Below are 20,023 nucleotides of genomic sequence, written 5' to 3'. Positions count from 1 at the left end.
CGCCGCCGCTTGCGCGGCCACCTCCTGCTCACTAACGTAGCGCCTTTAATGTGCCCGGCCTCGGAAGTCCGTTCATCTTTTGACGAGTGGCTAATGTTGTCAGACAAGGCGCCGCGACGAGTCATAGCCCGCTATGGCGAGGAGCGGCAACGCAGTCTGGCGACATTAGACGCCGTCAAAAGTGAACAGCGACTTTCGAGGCCGGGCACCACTACCCCCGCAGGAGCTTTGCCATGGCCTCGCCAGCCCTTACACATTTTCTTCCCCGGTTCGGCGTTGCCGCAGCAGTGGCCGGTGTTTTGAGCCTGACCGGTTGTCAGACCTGGAACACCCAGGACACCCTCTCGCCGACCACCGGCGTGCAGCCGCTCAAGGGCCTGGCGCAGAACGTTTCGGTACGTCGCAATGCCATGGGCATGCCGTTGATCGAAAGCAATACATTCCACGACGCGCTGTTCACCCTGGGTTACGTCCACGCCAGCGACCGCATCACGCAAATGGTCACCCTGCGCCTATTGGCTCAGGGCCGATTGTCGGAGATGTCCGGTTCTGACCTGCTGGACGCCGACCGCTACATGCGCGCCGTCAACCTGAAGAAAAGCGCCGGCGAGCTGTACAAGGCGTCTTCGCCGCGCCTCAAACGCTTCTTCGAAGTCTATGCGCGCGGTGTCAACGCCTACCTGTTCCGCTACCGCGACAAGTTGCCAGCAGACCTCGCGGCCACCGGTTACAAGCCTGAATACTGGAAGCCGGAAGATTCAGCGCTGATTTTCTGCCTGCTGAACTTCAGCCAATCGGCCAACCTGCCCGAGGAAATTTCCTCACTGATGCTGGCTCAGACCGTCACCACCGACAAACTCGCGTGGCTGACGCCGTCTGCCCCCGATGAGAAACTGCCGCTGGCCGAAGCTGAAAAACTTCAGGGCATCAAGCTCAACGGGCAAATCCCTGGGCTGACTGAGATCAGCAAAGCCACGAGCCAACTGTCCGATCTGAATCTGCTGGGCGCCACCTCGTCGAACAACTGGGCGATCGGCCCGCAACGCAGCCGCAGCGGTAAAAGCCTGCTGGCCAGCGACAGTCATGGACCACTGGGCGTGCCGTCGTTGTTCAATTACGTACAGATTCGCGCGCCGAAGTACCAGGCTTCTGGTGTGACGATTGCCGGTTTGCCCATGGTGCTCGGCGGTTTCAACGGCAAAGTCGCGTGGAGCATGACCACCGTCATGGGTGACAACCAGGACCTGTTCCTGGAAAAAATCAAACGCCAGGGCAATGGACTTTCCTACGAGGTCGGCGGCAAATGGCAACCGGCGATCGTGCGTAACGAAACCTACTTCGTCAAAGGCCAGCGGCCGATTCGCGAAGTGGTGTACGAAACCCGTCACGGCCCTTTGCTCAACAGTGCCCAAGGCACGACGCTGGCCAATGGGTTCGGCCTGGCCTTGCAGACGCCAAACTTCACCGACGACAAGACACTGGACGCGTTTTTCGACCTGTCCCGGGCGCAGAGCGTCGAGAAAGCCTCGGACGCCAGCCGTGAAATCCGCGCCATTGCGCTGAACCTGGTATTTGCCGACGCCAGCAACATCGGCTGGCAAGTCACCGGTCGCTACCCCAACCGTCGCGAAGGTGAAGGCCTGATGGCGTCGCCGGGTTGGGAAGGTCGGTACGATTGGGACGGTTACGCCGATCCGATGCTCCATCCCTATGACCAGGATCCGGCCCAAGGCTGGCTCGGCACCGCCAACCAGCGAGTCATTCCCCGTGGCTACGGCATGCAACTGTCCAACTCCTGGTCAGCGCCGGAACGTGGCGAACGCATGGCCGAACTGGCGGGTGGGGGCAAACACGACACACGCAGCCTGATCGCCATGCAATACGATCAGACCACCACCTTCGCCGCCAAACTGAAGAAAATGTTTGCAGCACCGGGCATGTCCCAGCCGCTCAAGCAGGCCATCGAAGCGTTGCCTGAGGCGGATCGCGGCAAGGCTCGCGAGGCGTATACCCGCCTGATGGCCTTCGACGGCAAACTCAGCCCGACCTCCGCCGATGCGGCGATTTATGAGCTGTTCCTGCAGCAAAGTACCCAACAGATTTTCCTCGATGAACTGGGTCCGGAAAGCAGCCCGGCGTGGAAAGCCTTTGTCGCCAACGGCAAGTTGTCCTACGCGGCCCAGGCCGATCACCTGCTGGGGCGTGAGGACAGTCCGTTCTGGGATGACGTTCGCACACCGCACAAAGAAGACAAACCGGCGATCCTCGCCCGCAGTCTGGCGGCGGCGATCAGCGCTGGCGACAGTCAGTTGGGCGGCGATCACAACGCCTGGCAGTGGGGCAAACTGCACCGCTATGAATGGAAGAATGCCAGTGGCCAGACCGTGCGCGGTCCATTCGCGGCGGGTGGCGATCACACCACGCTCAATACCTCCGCGTTCGCCTGGGGTCAGGATTTCAACACCAACTTGGCGCCGGCCATGCGCTTTATCGTCGACTTCGGCCAGGCCGAACCGCTGATGGGGCAGAACGGCACCGGCCAGTCCGGTAACCCGGCCAGCCCGAACTACCTCAACAGCATTGATCCTTGGCTCAAGGGGCAATACATGAGTTTGCCGATGCAGCCGCAGAACTTTGACAAGGTGTATGGGAAGACGCGGTTGACGCTGACACCTGGAAAGTAACGCTCAACACCGAACCAATGTGGGAGCGGGCTTGCTCGCGAAGGCAGTGTGTCAGTCAACGATGATATTGACTGACACACTGCCTTCGCGAGCAAGCCCGCTCCCACATTTGAATCTTTTTCCGCTTTTAAAACTCGATAGAACTTCCAGCCCCGCGCAAACCTCATAGCTAACAAGTCCCTCCATTTTTGGTAACAACATGGACCTTGTTATCGCGCGCGCCGAAGGCCTGTACTGCCCCGCCGGCGATTTCTACATCGACCCGTGGCGGCCAGTCGAGCGTTCGGTCATCACCCATGCTCACGGCGACCATGCCCGTACCGGCAACCAGCATTATCTGGCGGCCGCTCCCGGTGAAGGGATTTTGCGTGCGCGATTGGGTCAGGACATCAACCTGCAAACCCTGCCTTACGGTCAACCTCTGACTCATCACGGCGTCACCCTGAGCTTTCACCCCGCCGGCCACGTGCTTGGCTCAGCCCAGGTGCGTCTGGAATACGGCGGTGAAGTCTGGGTCGCCTCGGGCGACTACAAGATCGAGCCCGACGGCACCTGCGCGCCGTTTGAACCCGTGCGTTGCGATACCTTCATCACTGAATCGACCTTCGGCCTGCCGATTTATCGCTGGCAACCCCAGGCGCAAGTCTTTGCCGAGATCAATCAGTGGTGGCAGGCCAACGCCGCCGCCGACAAAACCAGCGTGCTGTTCTGCTATTCCTTCGGCAAGGCCCAGCGCATTCTCCACGGCATCGACGCCAACCTCGGCCCCATTCTGGTGCATGGCGCGGTGGAACCGCTGAACCGGGTTTATCGCGAGAGCGGTATTTATTTACCGCCAACGATCTATGCCGGCGAGGTCAAAAAGAGCGATCCGATGATGCGTAAAGCCTTGGTCATCGCCCCACCTTCTGCTGGCGGCAGTACCTGGATGCGCCGATTCGGCGACTACAGCGACGGCTTCGCCAGTGGCTGGATGCGTTTGCGTGGCACACGGCGGCGGCGCGGCGTGGACCGTGGCTTCGTACTGTCTGACCACGCCGACTGGCCGGGCCTGCTCTGGGCCATCGAACAGACCGGCGCGGAACGGGTCATGGTGACCCATGGTTCGGTGGGTGTGCTGGTGCGCCATCTGCGCGAACAGGGTCTTGATGCTCAGAGTTTCAGCACCGAGTACGGCGACGATGAGGAAGAAAACGCCGCCGTCGAACCCGAGAACGTCGAGGTGCAGCCATGAAGGCCTTCGCCGAGTTATACGCCGAACTCGACGCCACAACGTCGAGCAACGCCAAACTCGCGGCGATGCAACACTACTTCGCCAACGCCGCGCCAGAAGACGCCGCATGGGCTGTTTATTTTTTGTCCGGCGGGCGGCCTCGGCAACTGGTGCCGGTGCGCATCCTGCGAGAGCTGGCGGTGGCGTACTCCGGCCTCTCGCCGTGGCTGTTTGAAGAGAGCTATCAGGCGGTCGGCGATCTGGCAGAAACCATCTCTCTGGTATTGCCCGAAGCACTTCACAGCTCCAACGATGGTTTGGCGGTCTGGATTGAAGACAAACTGCTGCCACTGCGCGGTGAAACCCCGCAAGTCCTCGCCGAGCAACTGCCAGCCCTGTGGTCGCAACTGGACCGCCAGAGCCTGATGCTCTGCATCAAACTGATCACCGGCAGTTTCCGCGTCGGCGTATCCAAGTTGCTGGTGACCCGTGCCTTGGCGGCCATGGCCGGGATCGACAGCAAACGCGTCGCCCAGCGACTGGTGGGTTACACCGACCTGTCCAACCGCCCGAACGCACCCGGTTATTTGAAGCTGATCGCTGCTGAATCATCTGACGAACATGCGCAACGCGGTGGCCAGCCTTACCCGTTTTTTCTCGCCCACGCGCTATCACAACCCGTTGAACAATTCGAAGCCCTGCTTGGCCCGGCCCGCCACTGGCAAGTGGAATGGAAGTGGGACGGCATCCGCGCGCAGGTCGTCAAACGCGACGGGCGACTGTGGATCTGGTCGCGAGGTGAAGAACTGGTCACCGAGCGCTTCCCCGAACTCGATAGTCTGGTTCACTGCTTGCCCGACGGTACGGTGATCGACGGTGAAATCGTCGCTTGGAAAACCGTAGCACCCACCACCGAAGACGCCTTCGACCCTCGTTCCCCAGCCTTACCCGCAGTAAAACCGTTTGCTCTGCTGCAACAGCGGATCGGCCGTAAAACCCTGGACAAGAAAATTCTCGAAGCAGTGCCAGTGGTCGTCCTCGCCTACGACCTGCTGGAATGGCAGGACGAAGACTGGCGCAACCAGCCTCAGGCCACGCGTCGCACTCAGCTGGAACAGGTGGTGAAAACCTGCGCTAACCCGGTGCTGCTGCCCTCGCCTGTGCTCACGGGCGAAGATTGGTTCGACCTTGCCCGACAACGGGAAGCCTCCCGCAGTCTCGGTGTCGAAGGCATGATGCTCAAAGCCCGGGATGCGCTGTATGGCGTCGGGCGGACCAAGGACATGGGCGTCTGGTGGAAATGGAAAGTCGACCCGTTCATCGTTGACGCGGTGCTGATCTATGCGCAACGCGGCCATGGTCGCCGCGCCAGTCTCTACAGCGATTACACCTTCGCTGTGTGGGACGGGCCGCCTGAGGCGAGCGAACGCACACTGGTGCCGTTCGCCAAGGCCTATTCAGGGCTGACCGACGAAGAAATGCGCCAGGTCGACAGCATCGTGCGCAAGACCACCGTAGAGAAATTCGGGCCGGTGAGCAGCGTGACGCCGAGCCTGGTGTTTGAACTGGGGTTTGAGGGCATCGCCCTGTCCAAACGACACAAGAGCGGGATTGCTGTGCGGTTTCCGAGGATGTTGCGCTGGCGGCGGGATAAGTCGGTTGAAGAAGCTGACAATTTAGGAACGTTGCAGGATTTGTTGGGTTGATCCAATTCCCTTGTGGGAGCGAGCCGGCTCCGGGCGGCGTTCCGACGAAAGCGGTCCGTCAGAAGCATTGACATCGCCTGACACGCCCTCTTCGCGAGCAGGCTCGCTCGCACAGTGATTTGTGCGATTCCGAACCAAGTTGGTGCAGACATTTCCCGACGCCCGTTTTCGTGCGCAAATCGCTCCTTGCCATTTCTTGAATCACCTTTTAAAACACTTGTTCGGGACTCTGGTTCGGAAATTGCTACTTTCAGTGGGTCTTACGCTTTCCAGTAACAATAATTCTGCGCCACAAGCGCTCTATTGGTTTTTAGGGATTGAATAATGAAAAAAGCATTGCTGACCCTTTCTGCACTGGCGTTGTGCATGGCTGCCGGCTCCACGCTGGCAAAGGAATACAAAGAACTGCGTTTTGGCGTTGACCCTTCTTACGCTCCGTTCGAGTCCAAAGCAGCTGACGGTAACTTGGTGGGTTTCGATATCGATCTGGGTAACGCGATCTGCGCCGAGCTGAAGGTCAAGTGCAAATGGGTCGAAAGCGATTTCGACGGCATGATTCCGGGCCTGAAGGCCAATAAATTCGACGGTGTGATCTCTTCGATGACCGTCACCCCGGCCCGCGAAAAAGTCATCGACTTCTCCAACGAGCTGTTCTCCGGTCCAACCGCTTACGTGTTCAAGAAAGGTTCAGGCCTGACCGAAGACGTCGCTTCGCTGAAGGGCAAGACCGTCGGCTACGAGCAAGGCACCATTCAGGAAGCGTACGCCAAGGCCGTTCTGGACAAGGCTGGCGTGAAAACCCAGGCCTATCAGAACCAGGATCAGGTGTATGCCGACCTGATGTCCGGCCGTCTCGACGGGGCGATCCAGGACATGCTGCAAGCCGAACTGGGTTTTTTGAAGTCGCCTAAAGGCGAGGGCTACGAAGTCAGCAAGCCGGTTGACAGCGAATTGCTGCCGGCCAAAACAGCGATCGGTATCTCTAAAGGTAACAAAGACCTCAAGGCACTTTTGGATAAAGGTATCAAAGCGTTACACGACGATGGCACCTACGCCACCATTCAAAAGAAACACTTTGGCGATCTGAATCTGTACAGCGGCAAATAATGCCCGGCGCCCACCTCACGATGGGCGCTTTTTTCATCCGATCAGGTTGCTGATTTATGTTCGAAAACCTCTTACAAAACCTGGGGCTCTCAGCCTTCAGCCTCAAGGGCTTCGGCCCGTTGCTGATGGAAGGCACCTGGATGACCATCAAATTATCGGCGTTGTCGCTGCTGGTGGCCGTCTTGCTCGGCCTGCTTGGCGCCACAGCCAAACTGTCAAAAGTCAAACTGGTGCGGGTTCCGGCCCAGCTCTACACCACGCTGATTCGCGGTGTACCGGACTTGGTGCTGATGCTGTTGATCTTCTACAGCCTGCAAACCTGGTTGACGTCGTTCACCGATTTCATGGAATGGGAATACATCGAGATCAACCCGTTCAGCGCCGGGGTCATCACCCTGGGCTTCATTTATGGCGCGTACTTCACCGAAACCTTCCGCGGAGCGATCCTCGCTGTGCCTCGGGGTCAGGTCGAAGCCGCCACCGCTTATGGCCTCAAACGCGGCCAGCGTTTTCGTATCGTGGTGTTCCCGCAGATGATGCGTTTCGCCTTGCCGGGCATTGGTAACAACTGGATGGTGATGCTCAAGGCCACCGCGCTGGTCTCGATCATCGGTCTTGCCGACCTGGTCAAGGCTGCGCAGGATGCCGGTAAAAGCACCTACCAACTGTTCTACTTCCTGGTGCTGGCAGCCGTGATTTACCTGCTGATCACCAGCGCGTCCAACGTCGTCCTGCGCTGGCTCGAACGCCGCTACGCCGCCGGTTCCCGGGAGGCCGTACGATGATCGAACTCTTGCAGGAATACTGGAAACCCTTCCTTTATACCGACGGCTACAACATCACTGGCCTGGCCATGACCCTGTGGCTGCTCAGTGCGTCGATCTTCATCGGTTTTCTGGTGTCGATTCCGCTCTCCATCGCCCGGGTTTCGCCGCACTTCTACATCCGCTGGCCAGTGCAGTTCTACACCTACCTGTTCCGGGGTACACCGCTCTATATCCAGTTGCTGATTTGCTACACCGGCATCTACAGCCTGGCTGCCGTGCGCGCCCAGCCCGTACTCGATGCGTTCTTTCGCGACGCGATGAACTGCACCATCCTGGCCTTCGCCCTGAACACCTGCGCCTACACCACGGAGATATTCGCCGGGGCGATTCGCAGCATGGCTCACGGTGAAGTCGAAGCGGCCAAGGCTTACGGTCTGACAGGCTGGAAGCTCTATGCCTACGTGATCATGCCTTCGGCCTTGCGTCGTTCGTTACCTTATTACAGCAACGAAGTGATTCTGATGCTGCACTCGACCACCGTGGCGTTCACCGCGACCATCCCGGACATATTGAAAGTCGCACGGGATGCCAACTCGGCGACTTTCCTGACCTTCCAGTCGTTCGGCATCGCCGCGCTGATCTACCTGACCATTACCTTTGCGCTGGTCGGCCTGTTCCGCCTCGCCGAACGCCGATGGCTGGCCTTCCTCGGGCCGACCCACTAGGACCCGCTTTCAGGAATAAAGAGACAAACATGCGCCACCAGATTCATGACCTGCTGGCCCCACTGCCGGGGACCGCACGACAGATTCACAGCTTCCACTTCGGCCCATCGTCGGCCAAAGGCAAGATCTACATCCAGTCGTCCCTGCATGCCGACGAAATGCCCGGCATGCTGGTGGCCTGGCACCTCAAGCAACGTCTGGCGGAGCTGGAAGCCGCCGGCCGTCTGCGCAGCGAAATCGTGCTGGTGCCGATCGCCAACCCGGTCGGCCTCGAACAAGTGCTGATGGATGTGCCGCTGGGCCGTTACGAACTCGAAAGCGGGCAGAACTTCAATCGCTGGTTCGTCGATGTGAGCGAAGCCGTCGGCAACGAGATCGAAGGCCAACTCGGCGACGATCCGCAGCTCAACCTCGAACTGATTCGCAGCTGCCTGCGCAATGCCCTCGCTCAGCAAACTGCCAGCACGCAATTGCAATCCCAGCGCCTGACCCTGCAACGGCTGGCCTGCGATGCCGACATGGTGCTGGACCTGCATTGCGATTTCGAAGCGGTCGCCCACCTTTACACCACGCCCGAGGCCTGGCCTCAAGTCGAGCCGCTGGCGCGGTACATCGGGGCTGAAGCCAGTCTGCTGGCCACTGATTCCGGCGGTCAGTCGTTCGATGAATGCTTCACCCTGCTGTGGTGGCAGTTGAAGGAGCGCTTCGGCGAACACTTCGACATTCCGCTGGGCAGTTTTTCGGTCACCGTTGAATTGCGCGGCCAGGGTGACGTCAATCACCCGTTGGCCAGCCTCGATTGCCAGGCGCTGATCGATTACCTGATTCACTTCGGCGCCATTGCTGGCGAACCTGCGTCGCTGCCCGAGCTCCCCTACCCGGCCACGCCGCTGGCCGGCGTTGAACCGGTGGCAACACCGGTCGGCGGGCTGCTGGTGTTCACCGCGCTGCCAGGGGAATACCTCGAAGCCGGGCAACTGATCGCTGAAATCATCGACCCGATCTTTGATCGCGTCACCCCCGTTCATTGCACCGCCGCCGGGCTGATGTACGCCCGTTCGCTGCGACGCATGGCCACTGCCGGCATGGTGATCGCCCACGTCGCGGGCACCGAAGCCTATCGCAGCGGCTACCTACTTTCGCCTTGAGGATGCATGCCCCATGTACAAATTGACCATTGAAGGCCTGCATAAAAGCTATGGCGATCATGAAGTACTCAAAGGCGTTTCGCTCAAGGCCAACACCGGCGACGTCATCAGCCTGATCGGCGCCAGCGGCTCGGGCAAAAGCACCTTCCTGCGTTGCATCAACTTTCTCGAGCAGCCTAACGACGGCGCCATGAGCCTGGACGGCCAGAACATCCGCATGATCAAGGACCGCCACGGCATGCACGTGGCCGACGCCGATGAACTGCAAAAGATCCGCACCCGCCTGGCCATGGTATTCCAGCACTTCAACCTGTGGAGCCACATGACGGTGCTGGAAAACATCACCATGGCGCCGCGCCGGGTGTTGGGTTGCGACAAGAAAGAAGCCGAAGACCGTGCCCGTCGTTACCTCGACAAGGTCGGGCTGGCGGCGCGAGTGGCCGATCAGTACCCGGCGTTCCTGTCCGGCGGTCAGCAGCAACGGGTCGCCATCGCCCGCGCATTGGCCATGGAACCGGAAGTCATGCTGTTCGACGAACCGACCTCGGCGCTCGACCCGGAACTGGTGGGCGAAGTGCTCAAAGTGATCCAGGGCCTGGCCGAAGAAGGCCGGACCATGATCATGGTGACTCACGAAATGAGCTTCGCCCGTAAAGTATCGAGTCAGGTGTTGTTCCTGCACCAAGGGTTGGTGGAGGAAGAAGGTGCACCGGAAGACGTGCTGGGCAATCCGAAAAGTGAGCGGCTGAAGCAGTTCCTGAGCGGCAACCTCAAGTAACACAGCAACCCCCCTGTGGAAGCTGGCGAAGCCTGCGATCTTTTGATCTTGTTCTTTATCAAGACCGCCAAAGATCAAAAGATCGCAGCCTGCGGCAGCTCCTACAGTTCGGGGAGTGTCATTAAACCTTTCGTATGCCGCCGTGGTCACTGAAAGAGGACTTTCAGAGCGCACACGGCCGGCATGGGAACCTCCCCCGACTTCGCAAAACAATGGTTCACCGCTCGCGGCTGGAAGCCTTTCGTCTTTCAGAAACACGTGTGGGCGGCAGTCAAACGCGGTGAGTCCGGGTTGCTGCATGCCAGCACGGGCGCCGGTAAAACCTATGCCGTCTGGTTTGGCGCGCTTAATCGCTACGCTTCTTCTGTTGAACAACCTCGTAATCGAAAAACGCTTGCCGAACCGCTGACGGTGCTGTGGATAACGCCCATGCGCGCGCTGGCTGCCGACACCGCTCGCGCTCTGGAGGCACCGCTGTACGATTTGCAGATTCCGTGGAGCGTCGGCCTGCGGACCGGCGATACCAGCAGCAGCGAACGCGCGCGTCAGAGTCGACGATTGCCCACCACGCTCATCACCACCCCGGAAAGTCTCACCCTGATGCTCGCCCGTGCTGACGCACACACTGCGCTGTCGACCTTGCGCATGGTGGTGGTCGACGAATGGCACGAACTGCTGGGTAACAAGCGCGGCGTGCAACTGCAACTGGCCCTTGCCCGGTTGCGTCGCTGGCATCCGGGGCTGATTGTCTGGGGCGTTTCCGCGACCCTCGGTAATCAGGCCCACGCCGAACAGGTATTAATCCCACAGGGCGCTGGCACCAGCGTCCAGGGCCAAACCAATAAAGAGCTACGCGTCGACACGCTGCTGCCGCCCGCCATCGAGCGATTTCCATGGGCCGGGCACATCGGGCTGAAGATGTTGCCGCAGGTCATCGCCGAGATCGATTCCAGCCCCAGCAGCCTGGTGTTCACCAACACCCGTGCGCAATCGGAGATCTGGTATCAAGCCCTATTGGAGGCGCGCCCCGATTGGGCTGGATTGATTGCCCTGCATCACAGCTCACTGTCACGCGACACGCGTGACTGGGTCGAGCGCGCCCTCAAGGAAGGTCAGCTCAAAGCCGTTGTCTGCACGTCCAGCCTGGATTTGGGTGTGGACTTCCTGCCAGTGGAACGCGTGCTGCAAATCGGTTCGGCCAAAGGTGTGGCGCGACTGATGCAGCGTGCGGGTCGTTCCGGTCATGCGCCAGGGCGGGTTTCGCGGGTGACGCTGGTGCCGACGCACAGCCTCGAACTGATCGAGGCCGCTGCGGCACGGGACGCCGTCGCACAACGGCGAATTGAACCACGCGAGTCTCCCCAAAAACCGCTGGATGTGCTCGTTCAGCATCTGGTCAGCATGGCACTGGGGGGTGGTTTTCAGCCCGATGAGTTGTACGAGGAAGTACGCGGCGCCTGGGCTTATCGCGACCTTACGCCGGCGGACTGGACGTGGGCGCTGGCTTTCGTACGCCACGGCGGACTTTCCCTGACGGCCTATCCGGATTATCGCCGGGTCGAACCGGATGAACACGGTGTCTGGCGCGTACCCGATGCGCGATTGGCCCGCCGACATCGCATGAGTATCGGCACCATCGTCAGCGACGCGAGCATTCAGTTGAAGTTCTGGAGCAAGGGTGGCGGCGGTAAACAATTGGGCAGCGTCGAGGAAGGTTTTATCGCACGGCTCAAGCCCGGTGACGGTTTTCTGTTCGCGGGGCGTTTGCTGGAGCTGGTGCGGGTAGAAAACATGACCGCCTATGTAAAACGCAGCATCGCGAAAAAAGCTGCGGTGCCGCTCTGGAATGGCGGGCGCATGCCACTGTCCAGCGAGTTGGCCAATGCGGTGGTCGCGCGCTTTAGTGCGGCGGCGCAGGGCGAGTTCACTGGGCCGGAAATGCAGGCGCTGCGCCCCCTTTTAGAGGTGCAACAACGCTGGTCCGGGTTACCGACCTCGGATACTTTACTGGCCGAAACGCTGAAATCACGTGAAGGCTGGCACCTGTTCCTCTACCCATTCGCCGGGCGCCAGGTCCATCTGGGGTTGGCGAGCTTGTTGGCGTGGCGGGTCAGTCAGCAGCAGGCGGTGACATTTTCTATTGCGGTGAATGATTACGGGCTGGAGTTGCTCAGCGCTACCTGCGTGAATTGGTCCGACCCTCTGCCCCCCGGACTATTAAGTCCACAGCATCTGCTCAGGGACGTGCTCGCCAGTCTGAATGCCGGTGAACTCGCGCTTCGCCGTTTTCGGGAAATCGCACGCATTGCCGGGCTGGTGTTTGCCGGGTACCCCGGCGCACCGAAAAGCACCCGTCAGGTTCAGGCCTCGAGCGGGTTGTTCTTCGAAGTGTTTAAACAGTACGACGCCGGGAATCTGCTACTGGCCCAGGCAGGAGAAGAAGTCCTGCGTGAGGAATTGGATATTCATCGACTGAAACAGACGCTGGAGCGGATCAACCAACTGAAACTGGACCTGCATCACATCAAACGTCCTACGCCTCTCGGATTTCCACTGCTGGTGGAGCGCATGCGGGAAAGCATGAGCTCGGAAAAACTCGTGGATCGCATCAGGCGCATGGTCACGGATCTTGAAAAAACCGCCGGAACCGGGAAAGCCCGATGAATACGCCCTATCCCGTGCATTTGGCTGGCGAAGAAGTGTGGCTGCTGCCAGAAAAAGCCATCTACTGGCCCGCCCAGCAGGCACTGCTGATTGCCGACGTGCATTTCGGCAAGGCTGCGGCCTATCGAAGCCTCGGCCAACCCGTGCCTCATGGCACCACCGCCAGCAACATTGCCGTGCTGGACGCAATACTGACCGCCCTGCCCTGCCGTCAGCTGATTTTCCTCGGGGATTTTCTTCACGGCCCCGGTTCCCACGCTACGGCCACACTAAACGCCTTGGCGCAATGGCGCGGCCGACACCGCGATTTGCCTATGACACTGATCCGCGGCAACCACGACAGGCGCGCGGGCGATCCGCCGGCATCGTTGAACATTCGTGTGGTGCCCGAGCCGTTGCTGCTGGGGCCGTTTGCGTTGCAGCACGAACCCGACCCGCATTCATACCGGCACGTGCTCGCCGGGCATGTGCATCCGGTTTATCGGCTGAACGGTAGAGGTCGACAAAGTTTGCGACTGGCGTGCTTCAGATTGGGAGAGCACATCAGTCTGCTGCCGGCCTTCGGCGCGTTTACCGGCGGCTATCAGGTAGAACGGGATGACAGCTGTAGGATCTTTGTCATAGGCGACAACGAAATATGGCCAGTCAGCTGATGTCTTTAAGGACATCAGCTGACTGGCCATTCATTTCAGCTACAGATCAGGCTACAGGCGCGGGAGGTGGCTCATCCGGCAGGGTGGGCTCACCGGGCTCGGTAGGTTGTTCGTTGGGCGTATCGGGATCAGGCTGACCGGGAATGCCCCCTGCCATGCTGACGGGTGGATGTGCCAACAAGGACCAGGCCAAAACGCCAACCTGATTGGGCTCAAGCCTTGCCAGTTCGGCACTTATTTGCGGATCGATCTTCATAGAGCACTCCTGAGCGATGGCCCCGTGCGCGTTGCGCGAACCGGGCAGTACACCCAATAGAGTATCTACCCGCTGAAGAATTCCCGCGACCTGCCAGACAAACCGATCAGGTGCGTGGCAGGGTGACGCCGCGCTGGCCCTGATACTTGCCGCCACGGTCCTTGTAGGACACTTCGCACTCTTCGTCGGATTCGAAAAACAGCATCTGGGCCACACCTTCGTTGGCGTAGATTTTTGCCGGCAACGTGGTGGTGTTAGAGAATTCCAGGGTCACGTGGCCTTCCCACTCAGGCTCAAGCGGCGTCACGTTGACGATAATGCCGCAACGAGCGTAGGTGCTTTTACCCAGGCAGATAGTCAACACATTGCGCGGAATACGGAAGAATTCCACGGTGCGCGCCAAGGCAAAGGAGTTCGGCGGGATGATGCAGACATCGCTCTTGACGTCGACGAAGCTCTTCTCGTCGAAGTTCTTCGGATCAACGGTCGCCGAATTGATGTTGGTGAATACTTTGAATTCATCGGCGCAGCGTACGTCGTAGCCATAGCTCGACACGCCATAGGAAATCACTCGGTCGGCGCCTTCACCGCGCACCTGGCGCTCTACGAAGGGCTCGATCATGCCGTGCTCTTGCGCCATGCGGCGAATCCACTTGTCCGATTTGATGCTCATGGCGGGTGTCCTGAATAGCGAGGTGGAAAAAATCTGTCCGGCATCTTACCGGGCGCGCGCTTCGGGTTCAAAGTCCCGGGCACAATTCTCGCCAATCCCCCGTGAAATCTGGCCCTTCGTCGCAATCGGGTGCACCGTCAGTCATGAAAACAGAGAAACCTTCGCAGGAAGCATTGGCACGTTCCGGAAAAAGGGTTAAGGTGGCGCCACTGTGCTGCTTGTGTCACTGAGAATCTCTACACGATATGTTGAATTTCGATCCAACCATCTACAAGAATTTTTCCTGCTCTTTGCACTCAGTCTCGGCCAGGGTTCTTCCTGCGTCGCAGTTATCTTTGTTCAAGGAGTTACACCATGTCTAATCGCCAAACTGGTACCGTTAAGTGGTTCAACGATGAAAAAGGCTTCGGCTTCATCACTCCACAATCCGGTGACGACCTGTTCGTTCACTTCAAAGCTATCCAATCCGACGGCTTCAAAAGCCTGAAAGAAGGCCAACAGGTTTCTTTCATCGCTACCCGCGGTCAGAAAGGCATGCAAGCTGAAGAAGTTCAAGTTATCTAACTTGTACTTGCTTTAGTAAAAAGCCCCGCCCTCAAAAGCGGGGCTTTTTTGTGCCTGTCTGTTTTGCAGGCAAAAAAAATCGCAGCCAGTGGCTGCGATTTTTTGCGTCTTACCAGGCCACGCCAAACCCTGCGGTGTAGCGGGTCTTGTCCAGATCGGCATCGTCGGTACCGCTGATGATGTCTCGCTCGGCCTTCAGGTTAAGCGACGCCCACTCGGTCACCTTGTAACGCAGCCCGACCTCGGCATCCAGCGCGTAATTCGCCACGCCCGACAACGGCTTACCCACCTCGCCGTTGGTGAAGAACTCGACCTGCTTGCCGATCAGGTAGCGGTTGTAATCCCACTTCATCGCCAGGGAATAGAAATTTTCTTTGCTGCCGTCAGCGAACTCATAGTCCGTGCGGTTGACCAGCGAACCCAAGGAAAATGCGCCCAGTTCGTTGTCCCAGAATTGGTAGCCGGGGCCAGTACCGACTGTGCGCTGACGGGACAGGTCTTCGACCTTGTCGCGCTTATAGACCGCGCGCCCTTGCCAGAACCATTTTTCGGTCAGGAAGCGGTCGAGCGAGTATTCGCCCCGCCAGTTGTCAGTAGTGACCACGTCATCCTGAAATTCGCGGTTGTACTCGCCTTCAGCGATGTGTCGCCATCTGCCATGACGCGCAGTGGTCTTGAAGTCGATATCGTAATCGTCGGTGTCTTTCTCGGCCCGCTGATAATCCAGCGCTGCATCGACATTCCCCTTCCACACCAAATCCTCAACCACCGGCTTGGGCTTGAGGATCTGCTGGATACTGGCCAGTTCGACGGTCTTGGGACCGTCGCCATTGGCCAAAGTGACCTTTCCGTCATCTGCGGCATGCAGCGCCTTGGCCTTTTCGCCCGTGTAGGCATCCTGCTTGACCAGCAACTGCTGGTCGCTTTCAAGGGTTTTAACCTGCTTCCAGTCAATCGGGACGGCGCCGGCGTATTCGGTCTGGATCAACAGCTTGCCGCCATCGAAAACGGTGATCTTGCCGCTCAGCTTGTCACCGTTCTTCAACCAGACGGTATCGGCGAGTAAAGGCGTGGAAGCACTGGCGACAGCGAGGCACAGCAGAGTTCTGGACAACATAAGCAATACAGGCTCAAGTTTGCGAAAAGTGGTCGGCATTATCCGTACGAATAAGACCCTAGCAAGGACTGACCCGACTATTTCTATTGAGTTCATTTCTCAATGGGTGATCCAGGATTTACTCTACAGACGGTAAGGCGAACTTCTTTCAGGAACTGCGGACGTGACCGACTCAAACACTGAAACCGATAGTCCGGCGCAAATCCGACGCACGGCGCTCTACCTGACGCTGGCCCAAGTCCCCGAGGGCAAAGTCGTGAGTTACGGGCAGCTCGCCGAGCTGGCGGGATTGGGTCGCGCTGCCCGCTTTGTCGGGCGGACACTGAGCCAACTGCCGGATGACAGCAAATTACCCTGGCACCGCGTGCTCGGTGCCGGCGGGCGTATCAGCCTGCCTGTGGGCAGCCCTTCGGGGGATGAACAACGCGCGCGTTTGCGCATGGAGGGCATCAGTATCCTGAACAATCGTGTTGATATTCAGCGCCATGGCTGGCGCCCGGTAGAGCACAGCGGTTAGAGTGCGCGCTTTGTTTCCGTATTTCTTGAGGCAGACTTCAGCCCATGCCCCGTAAAACCTGGCGCGCCGCGCTCGCCGCCTATGCCAGCCCCTCGACACTTGTGCTGTTGTTGCTTGGTTTCGCCGCCGGCCTGCCCTACATGCTGGTGTTTTCGACACTTTCGGTCTGGCTGCGCGAAGCCGGCGTGGCTCGCGAAACCATCGGCTATGCAAGCCTGATCGGCCTGGCCTATGCCTTTAAGTGGGTCTGGTCACCGCTGCTCGACCAATGGCGCCTGCCATTCCTCGGCAAGCTCGGTCGCCGACGTTCGTGGCTGGTGCTTTCCCAGGCACTGGTCATCCTCGGTCTGATCGGGATGGGTTTCTGCGACCCGCAAAAACATTTGTCCTGGCTGATCGCCATTGCAGTGGTTGTCGCCTTCGCCTCCGCGACGCAGGACATTGCGGTCGACGCCTATCGCCTGGAAATCGCCGACGACAGTCGCCAGGCCGCACTTGCCGCCAGTTACATGTCTGGTTATCGAATCGCCGCGCTGCTGGCTACCGCCGGCGCCCTGTTCTTCGCTGAAGGCTTCGGTTCCACCGGTTTCAACTATAAGCATTCGGCCTGGGCCGGCACCTACATCCTGTTCGGCGCCTTGATGGTTCCGGCGCTGCTAACCTCCTTTTTCATGCGCGAGCCGTCGGTGCCGCTGCGCACGCAACTTCAAGCCGGGCGCTACAGCTTTGTGCATCAACTGGCATCGGTGTTTGTGCTGATCGTGCTGCTGGTTTCCGTACCGGCCATGTTCACCCAGTTGTACAACACCGACTTCGCCAGCGTGCTGTTCGAAGGCGCAAGCCCGCTCGACCTGCTGCTCGAAGACCGCGCGTTCCTGCGGGCAATCCTCTACACCACGCTCACCGCTATATGCCTGTCAGCCATCGGCCGCCGCGGCTTGGCGCCAGTGCTGACGCCGGTCAACGATTTCATTCTGCGTTACCGCTGGCAGGCTTTGCTGCTGCTTGGCCTGATCGCCACCTATCGGATGTCCGATACGGTCATGGGGGTGATGGCCAACGTGTTCTACATCGATCAGGGCTTCACCAAGGATCAGATTGCCAGCGTCAGCAAGATCTTCGGCCTGATCATGACTTTGGTTGGCGCCGGCATGGGCGGCCTGCTGATCGTGCGCTTTGGCATCCTTCCGATTCTGTTCATCGGCGGCATCACGTCGGCTGGCACTAACCTGCTGTTCCTGATGCTGGCCGACATGGGCGCCAACCTGAACATGCTGATTGGCACCATCTCCCTGGACAACTTCAGCTCGGGCCTGGCGACGTCGGCGTTCGTCGCCTACCTGTCGAGCCTGACCAACCTGAAGTTCTCCGCGACCCAGTACGCCCTGCTCAGCTCGATCATGCTCTTGCTGCCACGCCTGATTGGCGGCTACTCGGGGGTCATGGTGGAGAAATTCGGCTATCACAACTTCTTCCTGATCACCGCCCTGCTGGGCGTACCAACCCTGCTGTTGATCGCCTTGCACTGGTTCCAGGAGAGCCGTCGTGCAGGTCCGACACCAACGCCAGAACCGGTTCCGAGCCAGGTAGTGGAAGAATCGTAGGAAGCTTCGCAGAGAGCGCGGTGATTCCCGCCCTCCTGCCACACCGCCGACCGCACGCCTGTACGCCAGCAGATCTCGCCCGTACAATGCTCCGTCATTTCTCGTCATCAGCAACCGACAACGGCCAACCATGCGCACCAGTCAATTTTTGCTCGCCACACAGAAAGAAACGCCTTCCGACGCGGTCGTGATCAGCCATCAGCTGATGCTGCGCGCCGGCATGATCCGCAAACTCGCCTCGGGCCTGTACACCTGGCTGCCGATGGGCTTGCGAGTGATGCGCAAGGTTGAAGCCGTCGTTCGTGAAGAAATGAACGCCGCTGGCTCTCTCGAAGTGTTGATGCCGAGCACCCAACCGGCTGAGCTGTGGCAGGAATCCGGTCGTTGGGAAGAATACGGCCCTGAATTGTTGCGCTTCAAGGATCGCCACGGTCGTGACTTCTGCGCCGGCCCGACTCACGAAGAAGTCATCACCGACCTGATGCGCAACGAGTTGAGCAGCTACAAACAGCTGCCGATCAACCTGTACCAGATCCAGACCAAATTCCGTGACGAGATCCGTCCACGCTTCGGTTTGATGCGCGGTCGCGAATTCATCATGAAGGACGCCTACTCCTTCCACGCGGACCAGCCATCGCTGCAGGTCACCTACGACCGCATGCACCAGGCGTATTGCAACGTGTTCACCCGTCTGGGCCTGAAATTCCGCCCGGTTGAAGCTGATAACGGCTCGATCGGTGGTGCCGGCTCTCACGAGTTCCACGTGCTGGCCGAATCCGGCGAAGACGATATCGTCTTCAGCAACGGCTCCGACTACGCCGCGAACATCGAGAAAGCCGAAGCCGTGTCGCGGGAAACTTCCCGCGCCGCACCGGCTGAAGAATTGCGCCTGGTCGACACGCCGAACGCCAAGACCATTGCGCAACTGGTCGAAGGCTTCAACCTGCCGATCGTAAAGACCATCAAGACCCTGGTGGTTCACGCTGAAGAGCAAGGCAAGCTGATTGCCCTGATCATCCGTGGCGACCACGAGCTGAACGAAATCAAGGCTGCCAACCAGCCCGGCGTTGCCAGCCCGCTGGTCATGGCGTCCGAAGCCGAACTGCGCGACGCCATTGGCGCCGGCGCCGGCTCCCTCGGCCCGTTGAACCTGCCGCTGCCAATCATCATCGACCGTTCCGTCGAACTGATGAGCGACTTCGGCATCGGCGCGAACATCGACGACAAGCACTACTTTGGTGTGAACTGGGAGCGCGACCTGCCAGTTCCGACCGTTGCTGACCTGCGCAACGTCGTCGCCGGCGACCCAAGCCCTGACGGCAAAGGCACACTGGAAATCAAGCGCGGCATCGAAGTCGGGCACATCTTCCAGCTAGGCAATAAGTACAGCAAAGCAATGAAGTGCGAAGTGCTGGGCGAGAATGGCAAGCCGGTCACTCTGGAAATGGGTTGCTACGGCATCGGCGTTTCCCGTGTGGTGGCTGCGGCCATCGAACAGGGCAACGACGACAAGGGGATCATCTGGAGCGACACACTGGCTCCGTTCCAGATCGCCCTGGTACCGTTGCGCTACGAAACCGAACAGGTTCGCGAAGCCACCGACAAGCTGTATGCAGAACTGACTGCAGCCGGCTTCGAAGTACTGCTGGACGACCGCGACAAGAAAACAAGCCCGGGCATCAAGTTCGCGGACATGGAGCTGATCGGCATTCCTCACCGGATCGTGGTCAGTGACCGCGGCCTCGCCGAAGGCAATCTGGAATACAAGAGCCGTACCGAACCTGAAGCGCAAGCGCTGCCGGTCGCTGACGTACTGTCCTTCCTCCAAACCCGTATCCGCCGCTGAC

General features: G+C 59.4%; 17 protein-coding genes. 14 read left to right on the top strand and 3 right to left on the bottom strand.

The annotated features are described in order from the left end of the window. The first annotated feature begins 233 nt into the window (after nucleotides 1-233). From ACYZTX_RS08740 to pdeM, 10 genes are all read left to right on the top strand, one after another. The gene (locus tag ACYZTX_RS08740) at nucleotides 234-2,684 is read left to right on the top strand and encodes a penicillin acylase family protein (RefSeq protein WP_462033727.1); all 2,451 of its coding nucleotides are present in this window, start codon (nucleotides 234-236) and stop codon (nucleotides 2,682-2,684) included. A gap of 199 nt (nucleotides 2,685-2,883) precedes the next feature. Beyond that, entirely contained in the window at nucleotides 2,884-3,918 is a 1,035-nt protein-coding gene (locus ACYZTX_RS08735) for a ligase-associated DNA damage response exonuclease (RefSeq protein ID WP_462033726.1), read from the top strand. Continuing rightward, nucleotides 3,915-5,603 carry an ATP-dependent DNA ligase gene (locus ACYZTX_RS08730; protein WP_462033725.1) on the top strand — a complete coding sequence of 563 codons (1,689 nt, stop codon included), beginning with the start codon at nucleotides 3,915-3,917 and terminating at the stop codon, nucleotides 5,601-5,603. The genes ACYZTX_RS08735 and ACYZTX_RS08730 overlap by 4 nt, the downstream gene beginning before the upstream one ends. 324 nt (nucleotides 5,604-5,927) lie before the next feature. Next, nucleotides 5,928-6,710 (top strand): transporter substrate-binding domain-containing protein, encoded by a 783-nt coding sequence (locus ACYZTX_RS08725; RefSeq protein ID WP_462033724.1) that lies wholly within the window; start codon nucleotides 5,928-5,930, stop codon nucleotides 6,708-6,710. 56 nt (nucleotides 6,711-6,766) lie between these two features. Continuing rightward, entirely contained in the window at nucleotides 6,767-7,495 is a 729-nt protein-coding gene (locus tag ACYZTX_RS08720) for an ABC transporter permease (protein WP_462033723.1), read from the top strand. Then, nucleotides 7,492-8,202, top strand: a complete 711-nt coding sequence (locus ACYZTX_RS08715; RefSeq protein WP_462033722.1) for an ABC transporter permease — start codon at nucleotides 7,492-7,494, stop codon at nucleotides 8,200-8,202. Before ACYZTX_RS08720 ends, ACYZTX_RS08715 begins: the two co-directional genes overlap by 4 nt. 29 nt (nucleotides 8,203-8,231) lie before the next feature. Continuing rightward, nucleotides 8,232-9,350, top strand: a complete 1,119-nt coding sequence (locus ACYZTX_RS08710) for a succinylglutamate desuccinylase/aspartoacylase family protein (protein WP_462033721.1) — start codon at nucleotides 8,232-8,234, stop codon at nucleotides 9,348-9,350. A gap of 13 nt (nucleotides 9,351-9,363) precedes the next feature. Beyond that, the gene (locus ACYZTX_RS08705; protein ID WP_462033720.1) at nucleotides 9,364-10,128 is read left to right on the top strand and encodes an ABC transporter ATP-binding protein; all 765 of its coding nucleotides are present in this window, start codon (nucleotides 9,364-9,366) and stop codon (nucleotides 10,126-10,128) included. Between the two features lie 183 nt (nucleotides 10,129-10,311). Next, the gene (locus ACYZTX_RS08700; RefSeq protein WP_462033719.1) at nucleotides 10,312-12,792 is read left to right on the top strand and encodes a ligase-associated DNA damage response DEXH box helicase; all 2,481 of its coding nucleotides are present in this window, start codon (nucleotides 10,312-10,314) and stop codon (nucleotides 12,790-12,792) included. Further along, nucleotides 12,789-13,445 (top strand): ligase-associated DNA damage response endonuclease PdeM, encoded by a 657-nt coding sequence (gene pdeM / locus ACYZTX_RS08695; RefSeq protein ID WP_462033718.1) that lies wholly within the window; start codon nucleotides 12,789-12,791, stop codon nucleotides 13,443-13,445. The genes ACYZTX_RS08700 and pdeM overlap by 4 nt, the downstream gene beginning before the upstream one ends. Nucleotides 13,446-13,491: 46 nt before the next feature. On the opposite strand, the gene ACYZTX_RS08690 is transcribed toward pdeM, so the two are convergent. Then, on the bottom strand, nucleotides 13,492-13,701 hold the full coding sequence (locus tag ACYZTX_RS08690; RefSeq protein ID WP_462033717.1) for a hypothetical protein: 210 nt from the start codon (nucleotides 13,699-13,701) through the stop codon (nucleotides 13,492-13,494). Nucleotides 13,702-13,807: 106 nt separating this feature from the next. Beyond that, nucleotides 13,808-14,374, bottom strand: a complete 567-nt coding sequence (gene dcd / locus ACYZTX_RS08685) for a dCTP deaminase (protein WP_282376893.1) — start codon at nucleotides 14,372-14,374, stop codon at nucleotides 13,808-13,810. 354 nt (nucleotides 14,375-14,728) lie between these two features. Between dcd and ACYZTX_RS08680 the strand changes: the two genes are divergently transcribed. Then, nucleotides 14,729-14,938 (top strand): cold-shock protein, encoded by a 210-nt coding sequence (locus ACYZTX_RS08680; protein ID WP_002554837.1) that lies wholly within the window; start codon nucleotides 14,729-14,731, stop codon nucleotides 14,936-14,938. A 109-nt stretch (nucleotides 14,939-15,047) separates the two neighbouring features. On the opposite strand, the gene ACYZTX_RS08675 is transcribed toward ACYZTX_RS08680, so the two are convergent. Then, on the bottom strand, nucleotides 15,048-16,055 hold the full coding sequence (locus ACYZTX_RS08675; RefSeq protein ID WP_462033716.1) for a DUF481 domain-containing protein: 1,008 nt from the start codon (nucleotides 16,053-16,055) through the stop codon (nucleotides 15,048-15,050). Nucleotides 16,056-16,218: 163 nt separating this feature from the next. Between ACYZTX_RS08675 and ACYZTX_RS08670 the strand changes: the two genes are divergently transcribed. The 3 genes from ACYZTX_RS08670 to ACYZTX_RS08660 all read left to right on the top strand — a co-directional run bounded on the left by ACYZTX_RS08670 (nucleotide 16,219) and on the right by ACYZTX_RS08660 (nucleotide 20,022). Continuing rightward, complete coding sequence (locus ACYZTX_RS08670) at nucleotides 16,219-16,572, top strand: MGMT family protein (RefSeq protein WP_462033715.1); 354 nt, start codon at nucleotides 16,219-16,221, stop codon at nucleotides 16,570-16,572. Nucleotides 16,573-16,616: 44 nt separating this feature from the next. Next, a complete protein-coding gene (locus tag ACYZTX_RS08665) occupies nucleotides 16,617-18,176 on the top strand; it encodes an AmpG family muropeptide MFS transporter (RefSeq protein WP_462033714.1) in 1,560 nt (519 codons plus the stop codon). A gap of 130 nt (nucleotides 18,177-18,306) precedes the next feature. Further along, nucleotides 18,307-20,022 carry a proline--tRNA ligase gene (locus ACYZTX_RS08660; protein WP_462033713.1) on the top strand — a complete coding sequence of 572 codons (1,716 nt, stop codon included), beginning with the start codon at nucleotides 18,307-18,309 and terminating at the stop codon, nucleotides 20,020-20,022. Nucleotide 20,023: the final 1 nt, after the last annotated feature.

The sequence above is a fragment of the Pseudomonas sp. MDT1-17 genome, from assembly GCF_054898105.1.
The sequence above is the reverse complement of the archived record's forward strand: the minus strand, read 5'-3'. Positions and strand labels throughout refer to the sequence as shown.

Coding starts and splice junctions, on each gene's coding strand:
- ACYZTX_RS08740 (WP_462033727.1), top strand. CDS start 234: ATGGCCTCGCCAGCCCTTACACATTTTCTTCCCCGGTTCGGCGTTGCC.
- ACYZTX_RS08735 (WP_462033726.1), top strand. CDS start 2,884: ATGGACCTTGTTATCGCGCGCGCCGAAGGCCTGTACTGCCCCGCCGGC.
- ACYZTX_RS08730 (WP_462033725.1), top strand. CDS start 3,915: ATGAAGGCCTTCGCCGAGTTATACGCCGAACTCGACGCCACAACGTCG.
- ACYZTX_RS08725 (WP_462033724.1), top strand. CDS start 5,928: ATGAAAAAAGCATTGCTGACCCTTTCTGCACTGGCGTTGTGCATGGCT.
- ACYZTX_RS08720 (WP_462033723.1), top strand. CDS start 6,767: ATGTTCGAAAACCTCTTACAAAACCTGGGGCTCTCAGCCTTCAGCCTC.
- ACYZTX_RS08715 (WP_462033722.1), top strand. CDS start 7,492: ATGATCGAACTCTTGCAGGAATACTGGAAACCCTTCCTTTATACCGAC.
- ACYZTX_RS08710 (WP_462033721.1), top strand. CDS start 8,232: ATGCGCCACCAGATTCATGACCTGCTGGCCCCACTGCCGGGGACCGCA.
- ACYZTX_RS08705 (WP_462033720.1), top strand. CDS start 9,364: ATGTACAAATTGACCATTGAAGGCCTGCATAAAAGCTATGGCGATCAT.
- ACYZTX_RS08700 (WP_462033719.1), top strand. CDS start 10,312: ATGGGAACCTCCCCCGACTTCGCAAAACAATGGTTCACCGCTCGCGGC.
- pdeM (WP_462033718.1), top strand. CDS start 12,789: ATGAATACGCCCTATCCCGTGCATTTGGCTGGCGAAGAAGTGTGGCTG.
- ACYZTX_RS08690 (WP_462033717.1), bottom strand. CDS start 13,701: ATGAAGATCGATCCGCAAATAAGTGCCGAACTGGCAAGGCTTGAGCCC.
- dcd (WP_282376893.1), bottom strand. CDS start 14,374: ATGAGCATCAAATCGGACAAGTGGATTCGCCGCATGGCGCAAGAGCAC.
- ACYZTX_RS08680 (WP_002554837.1), top strand. CDS start 14,729: ATGTCTAATCGCCAAACTGGTACCGTTAAGTGGTTCAACGATGAAAAA.
- ACYZTX_RS08675 (WP_462033716.1), bottom strand. CDS start 16,055: ATGTTGTCCAGAACTCTGCTGTGCCTCGCTGTCGCCAGTGCTTCCACG.
- ACYZTX_RS08665 (WP_462033714.1), top strand. CDS start 16,617: ATGCCCCGTAAAACCTGGCGCGCCGCGCTCGCCGCCTATGCCAGCCCC.
- ACYZTX_RS08660 (WP_462033713.1), top strand. CDS start 18,307: ATGCGCACCAGTCAATTTTTGCTCGCCACACAGAAAGAAACGCCTTCC.